The following is a 13,451-nucleotide window of genomic DNA, read 5'->3' as shown; positions in this document are numbered from 1 at the left end:
GTTCTGGCAACGCGATGATAGGGTAAAACCGTGTGCAAGACCCACAGAAAGCAGATGTCATGAAAGACGATGACAAGACCGTTCGCGACGCCAAACGCGCACTGGACCGGCTCGGCGAGGAGGGCGGGCTGTCGGCGACGCCGATGATGAAATCTGCCGCCAACAGCGTGCGCGATCATTTTGCGGCCAAGGACGCCGACAAGACCGATGCAGCGGAACTGTGGGGCACGCGGATTGCCCGCGGCCTGGCGGTGCTGGCGCTCCTGGGTTTGGTGTGGTGGCTGTTCGGGCAGATCTCGGGATGACTCAGGGCAATCAGAACAAACCGGGGATCCACCCGGCGGTGATCGTCATTTCCAGCCATGTGGTGCGTGGGTCGGTGGGCAATCGTGCGGCCGTATTCGCGCTTGAAACACTGGGGTTTCCGGTTTGGGCAGTGCCAACCGTGATCCTGCCCTGGCATCCGGGCCACTCGCGGGCCACCCGCATTGTCCCCTCGAGAGAGGATTTCTCGGCGTTGATCGATGATTTGTGTCGCGCGCCATGGCTTGGTGAAGTCGGCGCAGTGCTCAGCGGCTATCTCGGGGAAGCGGGTCAGGCCGAAGACATCGCCCGGCTGGTGGGCGCGGTACGCGAGGCCAACCCCGGCGCGCTCTACATGTGTGACCCGGTAATTGGTGATACGGGCGGTCTCTATGTCCCGGAAGCCACTGCCACCGCGATTGCCAATAAACTCATTCCGGTTGCCAGCATCGCCACTCCCAACGTGCACGAGCTTGGCTGGTTGTCGGGTGCCGAGGTCAAGGATACGGCATCGACGCTGGCGGCGGCGGAAACGCTGGGACCGGCCCGGGTGCTGGTCACTTCGGCGATCGCCATGATGGCGGGTAGCACCGGTAACCTGCTGGTCAGTGGCGGTGAGGCGCACATGGCCGAACACCGCAGCATCGCCAATGCGCCAAACGGCCTCGGCGACCTGATGTCGGCTACTTTCCTGGCGCGGTTATTGGAAGGTGTGGCTGAGGAAAAGGCCTTGCAGATGGCCACCGGCGCGGTGTTCGAGATCCTGGCCCGGACCGCACGGCGCGGTGCCGACGAACTGACGCTTGAAACCGATGCGCAGAGCCTGCGCACGCCAATGGCGATGGTCAACATGCGGCGGGTTCTCTCCCGGACCGACCGGAAAAAACCGTAGAACCGGGCGGTCGATGCGCGATTTTGGGTCCGTTTCAACGTCGCTTTCGGCATTTTTTGCCTCAACTGCGGGCATCGCCTAAAGGATGATTGATCTTCGGCCCGCGCGCGTTTATGTGCGTTGCCATGTCGACATTTCCATCCAGACTTCTTGAAGGCTACAAAACATTCATGAGCGGCCGCTATACGGCCGAGAGAGATCGTTACAGACAATTGGCCGAGACCGGCCAGGAACCGCATACGCTGGTTGTTGCCTGTTGCGATTCGCGTACCGCACCCGAGACGGTTTTTGATTGTGGCCCGGGCGAAATGTTCGTGATCCGCAATGTCTCCAATCTGGTGCCGCCCTATGAGCCGGATGACAATCTGCACGCCACCTCGGCCGCGCTCGAATTTGCAGTGCAGGCCCTCAAGATCCGGCAGATCGTGGTGCTTGGCCACGGTCGCTGTGGTGGCATCAAGGCGGCGCTCGATCCGAATGCGACGCCGTTGTCGCCTGGCGATTTCATCGGCCACTGGGTCAAGTTGCTGAAACCGGCAGCGCAGCAGATTCAGGACAGTCAGCTGATGACCAGCGGTGAACGGCAGATCGCGCTGGAGCGGATTTCGATCCGCAACTCGATCTCCAATCTGCGTACCTTTCCTTGCGTCAAGATCCTCGAAGACCGTGGCAAGTTGAAAATCCACGGCGCCTGGTTTGATATTTCGACCGGCGAGTTGTGGATCATGGACCCGCAAACTGGCGATTTCTACCGGCCCGACCTGCCCCTCGCTTGACAGCGGCCCCTGTACTCCGGTTCCATGATGGCGGCGCGCTGCCACTCTGGAAGCTGTGCCTGCGGGGGAGCCTTCACATGCATTTGATCCGAACAGTGCTTATTGCGGTCACCATGCTTTTCGCGATTCCGGCGGTGGCCGGCGCTCAAAAGTCCAGCTCTCTGCTGGAGCGATGGTATACGGCGCTGTTTGACGTCAACCGGGTCGCGCTGACCGATCTGCTGGCAGAGGATGCGAAAATCGAACTTGGGGATCTGGAGGTGATTCAGACCAAGAAGGAGTTCGTCGAAGCGCTGGATGAATGGGAAGAGATAGCCGCCACGGCCAATTTTGCCTGGCAACTCGACCCCGAGGCGAAGATCGACGACACCACTGCCACGGCGCTGGTGTGCTACCAGTTCCCTGAAAACGAGCTGCTGATCCGTGAAGCATTCACCTTCGAGGGCGGCAAGATCATCCACAGCGTGCAAACCACGGTGGACGAAAGCTGCGACGAGTTCTGACGTCAGCGATTATGGCGGGACCGGTAACGGTGCCGCGGTCGTGGCCCGAAAAACCTTGGGTCAACCCGGTCCGCGGTGCCCGACGCGGACCGTCTGCTCCAGTCTTTAAAGCCAGAATTCAGCCGTCGATGTCCGCGCCGATCTTGGCGATGGCCTTCTGATAGACGCCGGCGGCGTTCCAGCCCTGAATTGCCCGGTGGTTGCCTTCTCCCGGCTGATAGCCGCCGCCGCGGCTCCAGCCATGGGCCCGGAGAAAATTGGCGGTCGAGGCCAGCGCATCGGCAGAGGACGCCAGATCGATACTGCCGTTGCGGTCGCCATCGACGCCGAAACGCACCACATTGGCAGGCAAGAATTGAGTCTGGCCGATTTCACCATGGGCAGCTCCCTTGAAATCGGGGCTCAGCCAGCCTTTCTGAATGAGCTGCAACTGGGCGTAAAGCTGCTCGGTGAAAAATGCCGAGCGGCGGCAATCATAGGCGAGCGTCGCCACAGCCGACATGGTGTGCTGGTTGCCGGAAAAGCGGCCAAATCCCGATTCCATGCCCCAGATCGCGAGCAGCGGACCAGCGGGTACGCCGTATTTCTTCTCGATCGCATCGAACATTCCGGCATTGCGCTTCTTGAGCTTCTTGCCCTGGGAAATGATCGTGTTGGCGCCGCGCTTCTGCATGAACTGGTCAAAGGACAATTTGAAGCTGCGCTGATTGCGATCCAGTGAAATCGTCTTTGTGGCGTAGCGGACATTGGCGAAAGCCCTGTCGAGCGTGCGCTCGGAGATGCCGGCACGGGCCGCTTCCTTCTTAAACTGGGTGATCCAGGCGGGAAAGCCCTTGGAGTTGTTGCCGCATTGTGCGGCAACCGCCGGTGTGGCGAAGCCTATCATGATGAGCGCGGCAACGCCCGCTGCGGTCAGTTTTCCACCCGTGTCGTTCATGCGTCATCACCTTTGTATCGTGAAATGGCCGAGGCGGAGCTTGCCAGCGATTCGGTAAAAAGTCACGGCCCGCCGAATCCGTGCTCCAATAAAAAGGCCCGCCGATGGGTTCCACCGGCGGGCCATCCAAATGGCTCGATTGCGATCAGGCGGCGAGCCGCGGCTTGATCAGCCGCCGGTTGACCAGCAGTTCGGCGATCTGAATGGTGTTAAGAGCAGCACCCTTGCGCAGATTGTCAGAAACGACCCAGATGTTGAGGCCGTTTTCGACAGTTGCGTCCTCGCGAATGCGCGAGATGAAAGTTGCGTCTTCGCCAGCGCATTCATAGGGCGTGATGTAGCCGCCGTCCTCGTGCTTGTCGATGACCTGGCATCCCGGTGCGTCGCGCAGGATATCGCGGGCTTCCTCGGCAGAAATCTCGTTTTCAAACTCGATGTTGACCGATTCGGAGTGGCCGATGAACACCGGGACGCGCACGGCCGTGCAGGTGACCTTGATCTTCGGGTCCAGCATCTTCTTGGTCTCGGCCAGTACCTTCCATTCTTCCTTGGTGTAGCCGTCTTCCATGAAGTCATCGATATGCGGGATGACGTTGAAGGCGATGCGCTTGGTGAATTTGTGGGTCGAGATCGAATCGGCGACAAACACGGCGCGGGTCTGGTTGAACAGCTCGTCCATGCCGTCCTTGCCGGCGCCGGAAACCGACTGGTAGGTCGAGATCACCAGGCGCTTGATCTTGGCGTGATCATGCAGCGGCTTGAGTGCGACGACCAGCTGTGCCGTCGAGCAATTCGGGTTGGCGATGATGTTGCGCTTGGTATAGCCGGTGATCGCGTCCGGATTGACTTCCGGCACGATCAACGGCACGTCGGCGTCGTAGCGCCAGGCCGAGGAGTTGTCTATGACGATGCAGCCCTGGGCGGCGATCTTGGGTGACCATTTCTTGCTGATCGTGCCGCCGGCCGACATCAGGCAGAGATCGGTGCCGGTAAAATCATAATTTTCGAGATTCTTGACCTTCAGGGTCTTGTCGCCGAAGGAAACTTCGGTGCCCACCGAGCGGCTCGAGGCAAGGGCTACGACTTCGCTGACAGGGAAGGCGCGCTCTGACAAAATGTTGAGCATTTCGCGGCCGACATTGCCCGTCGCACCGACAATTGCGATTTTGAAACCCATGGTTTCCGTGCTCCTCTCTCCCCTTGTTAGCGGTCAAGCGCCACTCTTCCCGCCCCGGGGAGAGTGAGGGGGGCGGAACGGGTCAGATCGCGGTCTTGGTTTTGATCGTGGTGCGCATGGTGGCCGTGTTTTGATTGAAGTGCGCTGAAATGTCAATTCGTTCCGTGCGGTCGCCTGCTCACAACGGTATGTGCCGGATCGCACGGTTTGCTGCGTTTCTGTTGGACAGCAAGGCAGGCGATATCCCGATCCTCCTTTTTCAGTCAGAATGCGAATATTGCTGCAAGGCCTTACCAGATTGGGCCAAGGGGATGCCTCATGACCGATTTTCTGCTGCTCGCGTTTGTTTTTCTCATTGCGGGCGTTTTCGCGGTTCCGATTGCCACGCGGCTGGGGCTGGGGTCGGTGCTTGGCTACCTGATCGCCGGTATTGCGATTTCGCCGGTGCTGGCGCTGCTCAAGGTTGATGTGCTGTCGATCCAGCATTTCGCCGAGTTCGGCGTGGTGATGATGCTGTTTCTGGTCGGCCTCGAGCTCGAACCGAAGATGCTCTGGCAGATGCGGATGCGGCTGATCGGGCTTGGGGGCGCGCAGGTAGCGGGCAGCACGTCTCTGGTGATGATCGTGGCGATGGCGCTGGGCCAATCCTGGACGGTAAGCCTGGCAATCGGGCTGGTGCTGTCGCTCTCGTCAACGGCCATCGTGCTGCAATCGCTCAATGAAAAAGGACTGTTGAAAAGCGATGGCGGGCAATCGAGTTTTTCGGTGCTGTTGTTTCAGGATATTGCGGTTATCCCGATGCTGGCGCTGATCCCGCTACTGGCGCTGCCGGAGCTGCTTGAAGCCAATCATGTCGCCAGTGCCGCGCAGGGTTCAGGCGGCGCCGACCATGGCGCGACCATCAGCCTGGTGGCCGGGCTCAATGGTTGGCAGACCACGCTTGTTACCTTGGCCGCGGTGGCCGCCGTGGTGTTGATCGGTAGCCGGTTGACGCGGCCCCTGTTTCGTTTCATCGCCATCTCGCAATTGCGGGAACTTTTTACTGCCACCGCGCTGCTGATGGTAATCGGTATCGCCTTGCTGATGTCGCTGGTCGGTCTGTCACCGGCACTCGGCACTTTTCTTGCCGGTGTGGTGCTGGCCAACAGCGAATACCGTCACGAACTGGAATCCGACATCGGGCCGTTCAAGGGGCTGTTGCTCGGGCTGTTTTTCATGAGCGTTGGCGCCGGCATCAATTTTGCACTGCTGGCCGACAACACGGGGCTGATCGTCGCTCTGACCCTGGCTCTGATCGCCATCAAGGCCGGCGTGCTCTATCTGCTGGCGCTGGTCTTCAAGCTGCGTGGCGCTGATCGCTGGCTGTTTGCATTGGGATTGGCGCAGGCCGGTGAGTTCGGCTTCGTGCTGTTGTCGTTCACGGTGGCAAATTCGGTGATCCCGGCCGTCATCGCCGATCAGTTGCTGCTGGTGGTGGCGCTGTCGATGGTGCTGACGCCGGGGCTGTTCATTCTCTATGATCGGGTGATCGCGCCACGCTTTGTCGAGGCCGACGGGCGGCAAACTGACCAGATCGATGAGCAGAACCACATCATCATCGCTGGCCATGGCCGCATGGGCGGGCTGATCCAGCGGATGCTGTCGGCGGCCGGCTACAGCTCGACGGTGATCGATTTCAACTCCAAACGCATCGACATGATGGGTCGTTTCGGGCTGAAATCCTATTATGGCGACGCTACCCGGCCCGAACTTTTGCATGCGGCTGGTATCTCCGAGGCCAAGCTGATTGTCATCGCCATCGATGACCGCGAGCAGATCACCGAGATGACCAGATATCTGCAGCAAACCCATCCCGGCGTGCATGTGCTGGCACGTGCTGTTGACCGGGACCATGTCTATGATCTCTGGGCCGCGGGTTGTCGTGATATCGTCCGCGAGACCTATGACAGCTCGATCCGTATGGGCCGATCGGCGTTTGAGGCGCTGGGGATTTCAACGCCGCATGCGCACGCCATGGCCGATGCGTTCGACCGGATGGATCGCAAGTCCATGCTCGAAGTGGCGAGCGTCTATGACCCCAAACTGACGCTGGCTGAGAACGAGCCCTATATCCAGAAGGTTCGCGAGATGATGGGGCCATGGCGCGCCGAACTGGCCCGACAGATAGAAGAAATTCGCCGTTCTGACACCACCTGACCAGCCGGCAGGGTTCAACAAAAAACCCGGCCGGGCGCGAGCCGGGCCGGGTTGAACTTGGGTCACCGATAGTGCGGTGATGCTTATCCTGCGTAAGCGGCGACGATGGCGTCGCCCATCTCGGCGGTGGTCACCTTGGTGCAGCCGTCCGACATGATGTCGCCGGTGCGCAGCCCCTGCTCAAGCACGGTGGCGATGGCGGCATCCAGCCGTTCGGCCTCGGCCACCATGTCGAAGGAATAGCGCAGGCACATGGCAAAGGAGGCGATCATGGCGATCGGGTTGGCGATGCCCTGGCCGGCGATATCGGGTGCCGAGCCGTGCACCGGCTCGTAGAGCGCCTTGCGCTTGCCGGTCTTCGGATCGGGTGCGCCGAGCGAGGCCGAAGGCAGCATGCCCAGCGAGCCGGTCAGCATGGCGGCGACGTCTGAGAGCATGTCGCCAAACAGATTGTCGGTGACGATGACGTCGAACTGCTTGGGCCAGCGCACCAGCTGCATACCGCCGGCATCAGCCAGCATGTGGCTCAGCTTGACGTCGGAGAAGCGCGCCTTGTGGGTGGCCGTCACCACTTCATTCCACAACACGCCGGATTTCATGACGTTGCGCTTTTCCATCGAGCAGACTTCGTTCCTGCGGGTGCGCGCCAGTTCGAAGGCAACCGCTGAAATGCGTTCGATTTCGTAGGTGTCATAGACCTGGGTGTCGATGCCGCGCTTCTGGCCGTTGCCGAGATCGATGATTTCCTTGGGTTCGCCGAAATAGACGCCGCCGGTAAGTTCGCGGACAATCAGGATATCGAGACCCTCGACAACTTCGGGCTTCAGCGAGGACGACGCGGCCAGCGCCGGGTAACAGATCGCCGGACGCAGATTGGCAAACAGCTCCATGTCCTTGCGCAGCCGCAAGAGGCCGGCTTCGGGACGTACTTCGTAAGGCACGGGATCCCATTTCGGGCCGCCAACCGCACCGAACAGCACGGCGTCGGCGGCCATCGCCTTTTCCATGTCGGCGTCGGAAATTGCCTGGCCGCAGGCATCATAGGCACATCCGCCGACCAGTCCCTCGTCGGTGACGAAATCCGTTCCGTGCTTGTCATTGAGATGGGCGATGACTTTGCGGACTTCGGCCATGGCTTCCGGGCCAATGCCGTCGCCGGGAAGCAGAAAGAGAGAACGAGACGTCATGGATCATGCCTTTCAAAAGTAAAAATCGCAGCGTGTGGGTGAGCATTACTGCCGGCCCGGCGATTTTTCAACCAACCGGTGGGTGACGGTATTAAACCCGCTTCAGCGCCACGACAGCATTGGTGCCTCCAAAGGCGAAGGCGTTGGAAATGGTGATATCGACTTTCTTTTCCCGGGCTTCGTTCGGGGTGATGTCGAGATCGCACAGCGGATCGGGGCTGGTGAAATTGATGGTCGGTGGAATGACGCCTTCGCGGATCGCGTTGACGCAGGCGATCATCTCGATGGCACTTGATGCGCCCAGGCAATGGCCGTGCATGGATTTGGTCGAGGATACCGACACGCTGTCGGCGGCGGAGCCGAAAACCTGGCGGATGGCGCGGGTCTCGGTCTGGTCATTGGCCTGCGTGGCGGTGCCATGGGCGTTGATATAATCGACCTGGTCGGCGGAAATTCCGGCGTCGGCAAGGCAATTGCGCATCGCCGCAGCGGGACCCTCGACGGTGGGGTTGACGATATCGGAGGCGTCGCCGGTCAGGCCGACACCGACGATCTCGGCCAGGATATTGGCGCCGCGGGCAATCGCGTGCTCATAGGATTCGAGAACCGCAATGGCTGCGCCGTCGCCCAGCACCAGGCCGTCACGGTCAGCTGAAAATGGTCGGCAGGCTTGGCGGGCGAGGACGCGCAGCGATTCCCAGGCCTTCAGCGGGCCGTAGACCAGCGACATCTCGGCGCCGCCGGCAAGCATCACGTCGGCGCGGCCAAGCCGGATCTGGTCGACGGCTGAAATGAAGGCGTGGTTGCCGGATGCGCAGGCCGAGGTGACGCCGAATACCGGACCTTTGAGCCCCAGATCAATTGACACATGGCCAGCTGGCGCGCCGGGCATGACCCGCGGCACGGTGAACAGATGCGGGCGTTTCTTGCCCTCAACAAACACATCGACATAGCTCTGATCGACGGCATCGGTGCCGAAAATGCCGACGCCGACAATCGCGCCGGCCCGCAGTTGGTCGAAATCGTCCGAGGCCAGGCCCGATTGTGCCATCGCCTCACGCGCAGCAATCACAGCGATCCGGCTGATGGCGCTCATGGTCATGCGCTGGCGCTTGTCGATGCCGTCGTCTTCGGGATAACCGGTGAGACCGCAACCGATACCGATCTTGAGGTCGCGGGTGACGATCGATAGCGGGCCGCAACCGTTGCGGCCTTCCTTCATGCCGGTCCAGATGTCACCGGCGTTGCCACCCAGCGCGCAAATTCCGCCGAGGCCGGTTACGACGACACGCTGCCGGGCCATCCTAGGTCCGCGCCGCGATGAGTTTTTCCACCACAGCGACAATGTCGCCGACCGTCTTGAGAGATTGCCAGGCTTCGGCCGTGTTGAGATCAATCTCGATGTTGTTTTCGTCCTCGATGTCCATGACGATCTCCGTCAAGACCAGCGAATCGACCTCCAGATCAGCCAGTTCGGTCTCGCGCGTGATCTCGCTTGCTTCCATTTCGCTGGCAGCCGCGATCAGAGCAACGATCGAGGTTTCGATATCGGTCGACATTGAGGCATCCTTCAACTCTCGTCTAAGCGCAAAATCGCCTGTTCAGTCTGGTCGAAAACGTGCGGGAGTCCGACTAGAGCCAGGGACGGGTCTCTGCCGCCTTGGTTTCGTAGCTATCGATTGCGCTGGCCTTCTCGAGAGTCAACGCAATATCGTCGAGACCGTTGAGCAGACAATGCTTTCTGAAGGGGTCGACGTCGAAGGAAATGACCCCGCCGTCGGGACCGCGGATTTCCTGAGCTTCCAGGTCAATCGACACGGTGGCGTTGGCGCCGCGCCGTGCGTCATCCATCAGCTTGTCGAGGTTTTCCTGGCTGACGACGATCGGCAGGATGCCGTTCTTGAAGCAATTATTGTAGAAAATGTCGGCAAAGCTGGTTGAGATCACGCAACGGATGCCAAAATCAAGCAGCGCCCAAGGTGCGTGTTCGCGCGAGGAGCCACAGCCGAAATTGTCGCCCGCCACAAGAATCGAGGCGTTGCGCCAAGCCGGCTGGTTGAGCACGAATTCAGGTATTTCGGAACCGTCTTCATTGTACCGGGCTTCGGCGAAAAGACCCTTGCCCAATCCGGTGCGCTTGATGGTCTTGAGATAATCCTTGGGGATGATCATGTCAGTGTCGACATTGACAACCGGAAGGGGTGCTGCAACGCCGGTGAGACGGTCGAATTTTTCCATGATGTAGATATCCTGTCTGTCTTTGCCGCAGCATTTAACAAACATGGAACGGAAAAAGAAGAGCCAGCGGGTTAGTTGGTCCTAATTAGGCCGTTAAACCGCATTTCTTACATGTCGATGATGGTGCCGCGACCGTCATTCCAGACACGGTACTGGTTCTGCGATGTCCGCTGATCGGGCTTTGAAGCGGCTGCTCTTGCCATGGCGGGTTGCAGACGGCCTGTCAGCCGGCCGACAAATACCGCGCCAGCAGCGACAGTACCAAGCACCAGAGCCAGTGCGATGCCGGCGATGGCAGCTACCAACAAACCGAGACCTGCGACGATTGCGAAGAGATTTCTCATGACTGCGTTTCCTTGATTACCTTCCCTAATCTGGGGATTGGCTTGGGTTTGTTCAATAGCCAAGGGCTGATGGAACGGGCGGCAAAGCCCCTTGCAAGCCGGGGCCGGTGGAGGCAATAGATGGTCGATGAGCCAGATTTCCCATTCCCGCCCGGTCCGGCCGCGGCGCTCCGTTCTCTACCTGCCTGCAGGAAATGTCCGCGCGCAGAACAAACTCGCCGGCCTTGATTGCGACAGCGTGATTTTTGATCTCGAGGATTCCGTGGCGCCTGGCGCCAAGCAGGATGCCCGCGAGGCGATGCGCGACTTTTTCAGTGATGGCCGTGCCGCAGCTCTGCCAGCCGGCATGGAAACCGTGATCCGGATCAATGCTCTGTCCTCGCCCTGGGGTGCGGAAGATCTGCTGGCGGCGCGTGGTTGCAAGCCCGATGCAATCCTGATTCCCAAGGTTGACGCGCCTGAAGACATCACCGCCGTCGAAGACGCGCTCGAGCAGACCGATGCGCCGGCAAAGCTGAGAATCTGGGCGATGATCGAGACGCCGCGCGGGGTGATGAACGCCGGACAGATTGCCCGACTTGCTCGCACCGACGGCGCCCGGCTTGATTGCTTCATTACCGGAACCAATGATCTGATCAAGGAAACCGGCATCAGCGCGCTGCCTGGCCGGCCGTGGCTGGCGACCTGGCTGATGCAAATCGTGCTTGCGGGGCGGGCCTACGGGCTCGATGTGCTGGATGGCGTTTACAATGATTTCAAGGATCATGCCGGACTGGCGACCGAATGTGGCGAAGGCCGGGCGATGGGATTTGACGGCAAGACGCTGATTCATCCCGCGCAAATCGGCCCCGCCAACGAGATTTTCGGAATCGAGCCGGCGGAACTTGCCAACGCCGAGGCCATCGTTGCCGCCTTCGCCGAGGATGAAAACCGGGACCGTGGGGTGATCAGTCTTGACGGGCGCATGGTCGAACGGCTGCATTTGCACATGGCCGAGCGGCTGATTGAAAAAGCCAGGCGCATTGATGCGCGGATATCAGGAGACAAGACGACATGAAGCTATACCGATTTCTGACCGGACCCGATGACAATGCGTTCTGCCACAAGGTTAGCCTGGCACTGTCCAAGGGCTGGGAGCTGCACGGCTCCCCGAGCCTGGCTTTCAATGCCGAGACCGGCCTGATGCAGTGCGGTCAGGCGGTAACCAAGCAGGTCGAGGGTGTGGACTATGATCCCGAGATGAAGCTCGGCCAGCAATGAATTCAGCCTCGCTTGCCTTCGATGAAGCGGTGATGCCGGACCTGGTGGCGTTGCGTCGACAGTTGCACCAGGCACCGGAAGTCTCGGGTGAAGAAACGGCGACCGCAGCCCGAATCAAGGCATTTGTCGAGGCGTTGAAGCCTGACGCCCTGCTAACCGGGCTTGGCGGCCATGGCGTGGCTGCGGTGTTCGACAGCGGTGCGCCCGGCCCTTCGGTGTTGTTTCGTTGTGAACTCGATGGTCTGCCGATTTACGAAACAGGCAGCATCGATTGGCGGTCGCGGATCCCCGGCAAGGGCCATCTTTGTGGCCATGACGGGCATATGGCGATCATTGCCGGACTTGCCGGGGCGATGGCAGCACGGCGGCCGGTGCGGGGCCGGGTGATCGTGCTGTTCCAGCCGGCCGAGGAAACCGGCGCCGGCGCGGCTGCGGTGATTGCCGATCCGGCCTTCAAGGCGATTGAACCCGATTTTGCCTTTGCGCAGCATAATCTGCCCGGCGTGCCGCTTGGGGCCGCGGGCATTCGCGCAGGCGCCTTCAATTTCGCCTCCGAGGGATTGTCGATCCGGCTTGAGGGTAAAACCGCCCATGCGTCGCAGCCCGAGGCGGGATTGAGCCCGGCTGCGGCAATGTGCGAGCTGATCACCGGGTTGCCGGCCTTGCCGGTGCGGATTGGGATGGCGCCGGAGGATGCGCTGGTGACGCTGGTGCATGCGCGGCTGGGCGAGGCTGCCTTCGGTGTCGCGCCGGGTGAAGCCGATGTCTGGGCGACGCTGCGGAGTATCGACAACGACCTGCAGGAGCGGCTGATGGCATCGGCGCGTGAACTGGCGACGGAAGTAGCGGCAAGGCATGGGCTGGAACTGACGCTTGCAACCCGGGACCGGTTTTATGCCTGTCAAAATGACGCAGAGGCAACGGCACTGGTCGAGCGCGCCTTCGCGGCCGAAAGAGTGGCGGTGCATCGAGTGGATGCGCCATTCCGCTGGTCCGAGGATTTCGGGCTGTTCGGATCGGTCGCCAAATCGACGCTGTTTGTGCTCGGCGCGGGCGTTGACCATCCGCGGCTGCACAACCCCGATTATGATTTTCCCGATGTGCTGATTGGGCAAGGGGTGCGGCTGTTCGAGCGGGTGGCGCGGGAACTTTGTGGCTGAAACCGAATCGATGGTTGGGGTGCGGCTTTAGCTGACGCTTGTTCTAGCTGACACCGGCCTCAATGTGCTCCATGTCGTCATCGGACAGGCCGAAATGATGGCCGATCTCGTGAATCAGCACATGGCTGATGATGTCGCCCAGGGTTTCCTCGTTTTCGGCCCAATAGTCGAGAATCGGCCGGCGGTACAGCATGATCCGGTTGGCGAGGTCACCGGTTTCGATGGTGAAACGTTCAGACAGGCCGCGACCCTCGAACAGGCCAAGCAGATCGAACGGGGTGTCCAGTCCCATGTCCTCGAAAATCTCGTCGTCGGGAAAATCGGCGACCACAATCGCCAAATCACCCGAGAGATCGCGGAAATGGCCGGGAAGCCGGGCATAGGCGTCAAGTGCAAGCGATTCGAATATCGCCAGACTCGGTGCATACCGGTCCTGCCAATCTCCTGTTTGATCTATCCGCGCCATGGTCCGTCCGTC

The 13,451-nt window shown here is 60.5% G+C and carries 16 protein-coding genes; 8 read left to right on the top strand and 8 right to left on the bottom strand.

The features are described 5' to 3' along the window. Positions 1-59 precede the first annotated feature (59 nt). The 4 genes from ACK6D9_RS02310 (at position 60) to ACK6D9_RS02295 (ending at position 2,474) form a co-directional block, all read left to right on the top strand. A complete protein-coding gene (locus tag ACK6D9_RS02310; RefSeq protein ID WP_412050482.1) occupies positions 60-305 on the top strand; it encodes a hypothetical protein in 246 nt (81 codons plus the stop codon). Next, entirely contained in the window at positions 302-1,195 is an 894-nt protein-coding gene (gene pdxY / locus ACK6D9_RS02305) for a pyridoxal kinase PdxY (RefSeq protein WP_412050481.1), read from the top strand. The genes ACK6D9_RS02310 and pdxY overlap by 4 nt, the downstream gene beginning before the upstream one ends. Before the next feature lie 125 nt (positions 1,196-1,320). Continuing rightward, positions 1,321-1,971: a carbonic anhydrase gene (locus ACK6D9_RS02300; RefSeq protein WP_322988674.1), complete on the top strand. Its 651-nt coding sequence runs from the start codon at positions 1,321-1,323 to the stop codon at positions 1,969-1,971. Between the two features lie 77 nt (positions 1,972-2,048). Continuing rightward, a complete protein-coding gene (locus ACK6D9_RS02295) occupies positions 2,049-2,474 on the top strand; it encodes a hypothetical protein (protein ID WP_412050480.1) in 426 nt (141 codons plus the stop codon). Between the two features lie 118 nt (positions 2,475-2,592). Here the strand turns inward: ACK6D9_RS02295 and ACK6D9_RS02290 are convergent, their stop codons facing one another. Further along, on the bottom strand, positions 2,593-3,411 hold the full coding sequence (locus ACK6D9_RS02290; RefSeq protein WP_412050479.1) for a lytic transglycosylase domain-containing protein: 819 nt from the start codon (positions 3,409-3,411) through the stop codon (positions 2,593-2,595). Positions 3,412-3,556: 145 nt separating this feature from the next. Continuing rightward, positions 3,557-4,588: an aspartate-semialdehyde dehydrogenase gene (locus tag ACK6D9_RS02285; RefSeq protein ID WP_267654539.1), complete on the bottom strand. Its 1,032-nt coding sequence runs from the start codon at positions 4,586-4,588 to the stop codon at positions 3,557-3,559. A gap of 318 nt (positions 4,589-4,906) precedes the next feature. On the opposite strand from ACK6D9_RS02285, the gene ACK6D9_RS02280 reads away from it, so the two are divergent. Next, on the top strand, positions 4,907-6,784 hold the full coding sequence (locus ACK6D9_RS02280; RefSeq protein ID WP_412050478.1) for a cation:proton antiporter: 1,878 nt from the start codon (positions 4,907-4,909) through the stop codon (positions 6,782-6,784). Positions 6,785-6,867: 83 nt separating this feature from the next. Here the strand turns inward: ACK6D9_RS02280 and leuB are convergent, their stop codons facing one another. The 5 genes from leuB to ACK6D9_RS02255 all read right to left on the bottom strand — a co-directional run bounded on the left by leuB (position 6,868) and on the right by ACK6D9_RS02255 (position 10,553). Further along, a complete protein-coding gene (gene leuB / locus ACK6D9_RS02275) occupies positions 6,868-7,971 on the bottom strand; it encodes a 3-isopropylmalate dehydrogenase (protein ID WP_322990320.1) in 1,104 nt (367 codons plus the stop codon). Between the two features lie 91 nt (positions 7,972-8,062). Continuing rightward, on the bottom strand, positions 8,063-9,274 hold the full coding sequence (locus ACK6D9_RS02270) for a beta-ketoacyl-[acyl-carrier-protein] synthase family protein (protein ID WP_412050477.1): 1,212 nt from the start codon (positions 9,272-9,274) through the stop codon (positions 8,063-8,065). Position 9,275: 1 nt separating this feature from the next. Continuing rightward, positions 9,276-9,530, bottom strand: coding sequence for an acyl carrier protein (locus tag ACK6D9_RS02265; RefSeq protein ID WP_322990322.1), 255 nt, complete (start codon positions 9,528-9,530; stop codon positions 9,276-9,278). Positions 9,531-9,603: 73 nt separating this feature from the next. Beyond that, the gene (gene leuD, locus ACK6D9_RS02260; protein ID WP_322990323.1) at positions 9,604-10,209 is read right to left on the bottom strand and encodes a 3-isopropylmalate dehydratase small subunit; all 606 of its coding nucleotides are present in this window, start codon (positions 10,207-10,209) and stop codon (positions 9,604-9,606) included. A 107-nt stretch (positions 10,210-10,316) separates the two neighbouring features. After that, positions 10,317-10,553, bottom strand: a complete 237-nt coding sequence (locus ACK6D9_RS02255) for a hypothetical protein (RefSeq protein WP_322990324.1) — start codon at positions 10,551-10,553, stop codon at positions 10,317-10,319. Between the two features lie 127 nt (positions 10,554-10,680). Here ACK6D9_RS02255 and ACK6D9_RS02250 point away from each other — a divergent pair, with 127 nt between their 5' ends. The 3 genes from ACK6D9_RS02250 to ACK6D9_RS02240 are packed head-to-tail and all read left to right on the top strand — an operon-like array spanning position 10,681 to position 12,973. Then, complete coding sequence (locus ACK6D9_RS02250; protein ID WP_412050476.1) at positions 10,681-11,610, top strand: HpcH/HpaI aldolase/citrate lyase family protein; 930 nt, start codon at positions 10,681-10,683, stop codon at positions 11,608-11,610. Further along, complete coding sequence (locus ACK6D9_RS02245) at positions 11,607-11,813, top strand: DUF1737 domain-containing protein (protein WP_322990326.1); 207 nt, start codon at positions 11,607-11,609, stop codon at positions 11,811-11,813. The genes ACK6D9_RS02250 and ACK6D9_RS02245 overlap by 4 nt, the downstream gene beginning before the upstream one ends. Further along, positions 11,810-12,973 carry an amidohydrolase gene (locus ACK6D9_RS02240; RefSeq protein WP_412050475.1) on the top strand — a complete coding sequence of 388 codons (1,164 nt, stop codon included), beginning with the start codon at positions 11,810-11,812 and terminating at the stop codon, positions 12,971-12,973. The genes ACK6D9_RS02245 and ACK6D9_RS02240 overlap by 4 nt, the downstream gene beginning before the upstream one ends. Positions 12,974-13,016: 43 nt before the next feature. Here the strand turns inward: ACK6D9_RS02240 and ACK6D9_RS02235 are convergent, their stop codons facing one another. Further along, positions 13,017-13,439, bottom strand: coding sequence for a metallopeptidase family protein (locus tag ACK6D9_RS02235; RefSeq protein ID WP_412050474.1), 423 nt, complete (start codon positions 13,437-13,439; stop codon positions 13,017-13,019). Positions 13,440-13,451 lie beyond the last annotated feature (12 nt).

This window comes from Hoeflea sp. Naph1 (genome assembly GCF_046837775.1).
In the GTDB taxonomy this organism is placed as follows: domain Bacteria; phylum Pseudomonadota; class Alphaproteobacteria; order Rhizobiales; family Rhizobiaceae; genus Hoeflea.
This window is presented reverse-complemented; position numbering and strand designations above follow the sequence as displayed.

Bases quoted from the DNA above. Each gene is read 5' to 3' on its own strand.
- ACK6D9_RS02310 (WP_412050482.1), top strand. From the start codon at position 60: ATGAAAGACGATGACAAGACCGTTCGCGACGCCAAACGCGCACTGGAC.
- pdxY (WP_412050481.1), top strand. From the start codon at position 302: ATGACTCAGGGCAATCAGAACAAACCGGGGATCCACCCGGCGGTGATC.
- ACK6D9_RS02300 (WP_322988674.1), top strand. From the start codon at position 1,321: ATGTCGACATTTCCATCCAGACTTCTTGAAGGCTACAAAACATTCATG.
- ACK6D9_RS02295 (WP_412050480.1), top strand. From the start codon at position 2,049: ATGCATTTGATCCGAACAGTGCTTATTGCGGTCACCATGCTTTTCGCG.
- ACK6D9_RS02290 (WP_412050479.1), bottom strand. From the start codon at position 3,411: ATGAACGACACGGGTGGAAAACTGACCGCAGCGGGCGTTGCCGCGCTC.
- ACK6D9_RS02285 (WP_267654539.1), bottom strand. From the start codon at position 4,588: ATGGGTTTCAAAATCGCAATTGTCGGTGCGACGGGCAATGTCGGCCGC.
- ACK6D9_RS02280 (WP_412050478.1), top strand. From the start codon at position 4,907: ATGACCGATTTTCTGCTGCTCGCGTTTGTTTTTCTCATTGCGGGCGTT.
- leuB (WP_322990320.1), bottom strand. From the start codon at position 7,971: ATGACGTCTCGTTCTCTCTTTCTGCTTCCCGGCGACGGCATTGGCCCG.
- ACK6D9_RS02270 (WP_412050477.1), bottom strand. From the start codon at position 9,274: ATGGCCCGGCAGCGTGTCGTCGTAACCGGCCTCGGCGGAATTTGCGCG.
- ACK6D9_RS02265 (WP_322990322.1), bottom strand. From the start codon at position 9,530: ATGTCGACCGATATCGAAACCTCGATCGTTGCTCTGATCGCGGCTGCC.
- leuD (WP_322990323.1), bottom strand. From the start codon at position 10,209: ATGGAAAAATTCGACCGTCTCACCGGCGTTGCAGCACCCCTTCCGGTT.
- ACK6D9_RS02255 (WP_322990324.1), bottom strand. From the start codon at position 10,553: ATGAGAAATCTCTTCGCAATCGTCGCAGGTCTCGGTTTGTTGGTAGCT.
- ACK6D9_RS02250 (WP_412050476.1), top strand. From the start codon at position 10,681: ATGAGCCAGATTTCCCATTCCCGCCCGGTCCGGCCGCGGCGCTCCGTT.
- ACK6D9_RS02245 (WP_322990326.1), top strand. From the start codon at position 11,607: ATGAAGCTATACCGATTTCTGACCGGACCCGATGACAATGCGTTCTGC.
- ACK6D9_RS02240 (WP_412050475.1), top strand. From the start codon at position 11,810: ATGAATTCAGCCTCGCTTGCCTTCGATGAAGCGGTGATGCCGGACCTG.
- ACK6D9_RS02235 (WP_412050474.1), bottom strand. From the start codon at position 13,439: ATGGCGCGGATAGATCAAACAGGAGATTGGCAGGACCGGTATGCACCG.